This is a genomic window from Streptomyces sp. UNOB3_S3 (genome assembly GCF_020740895.1).
GTDB lineage: Bacteria > Actinomycetota > Actinomycetes > Streptomycetales > Streptomycetaceae > Streptomyces.
In genome coordinates this window covers 1-1,157 of the sequence record NZ_JAILXP010000709.1, presented here as the reverse complement: position 1 = coordinate 1,157, position 1,157 = coordinate 1, and the positions used below count along the sequence as shown (strand labels likewise).

1 protein-coding gene is annotated in these 1,157 nt (G+C 78.1%); it reads left to right on the top strand.

Going from position 1 to position 1,157, the window contains the following annotated elements:
• Nucleotides 1-24: 24 nt before the first annotated feature.
• Nucleotides 25-1,157: ABC transporter substrate-binding protein (locus tag K6I33_RS35190; RefSeq protein WP_308297374.1), on the top strand; the 1,133-nt coding region annotated here is incomplete at its 3' end.

The window sequence follows — 1,157 nt, the reverse complement described above, 5'->3', positions numbered from 1 at the left end:
GGAGAGCTGTGCGTGGGGGCGGTCGTGCCGCGGACGGGGCGGCTCGCCCGGCTGGGGGATCCCCTGCTCTACGCGCTCGGCAGACTGGCCCCCCGGCTGGCGGGCGGGGTGCGCGGCCGCCCGGTCCGGATCGCCTGGCGCGACAGCCGCTCCGGCCCCGACGGGGCGCGCCGCGCGGTCGCGGAACTCGTGCGCGACGAGGGGGCCTCGGCGGTGGTGGCGATGGGCGGCACCCGGGTGCTGCCGGCCGTGGCCGACGCCTGCGAGGTGCTGGGCATCCCCTGTCTGTCGACGGGCTTCCCCTGGCAGGCGTACGCCCTGAGCCGGGGCGCGGAGCCGGGACGGGCGTTCCGCTGGACGTTCCACTTCGGCTGGGGGCTGGACGACATCGCCGCGGTGTTCGCGGAGATGTGGGAGCGCGTGGGGCCGCGCCGCACGGTGGGCTGCCTGTGGAACGACGGGCCCCAGGGGCGGGCGCTGCGCCACCCCCGGCACGGCTTCGCGCCCGTGGTGGCCGCGCGCGGCCACACGCTGGTCGACCCGGGCGGCTACCGGGAGCCCGCCACCGGATTCGCGGGCCACATCCGGCGGTTCAAGGAGGCCGGGACCGACGTCGTCACCGGCGCGGCCACCGTCGCGGACCTCGCCCTCTTCCACCGGCAGGCCCGCGAGGCGGGGCTGCGCACCCGGCTGATCACCTGTTCGCGCTGGCTGGCCTACCCCCGGGTGGCGGCGGCCCTGGACGGGCTGGCGAACGCCCGGATCGCCACGCTCGTCTACTGGTCTCCCCGGCACCCTTACCGCTCCTCGCTGGACGACACCACGGCGGCCCGGCTGGCCCAGGACTACCGGGGCACCACCGGGCGGCCCTGGCTCCAGCCCCTGGGCCTCGCCCACGCCCTGCTGGAGGTCGCCGTCCACGCCCTGACCACCGCCGCGGACCCCACCGACCGGCACGCGGTCGCTGCGGCCCTCGGCACGACCCGGCTGGCCACGGTCGCGGGCCTCCTCGACTTCACCGCCGGGCCCGTGCGCAACGTCGCCCTGCTGCCGCTCATCGGCGGGCAGTGGCGGCCCGGGCGGGGCGGGGCACGCGAGCTCGCCGTGGTCACCAACGCCCGGCTGCCGCACATCAGGCCGGACGCGGAACTCACGGT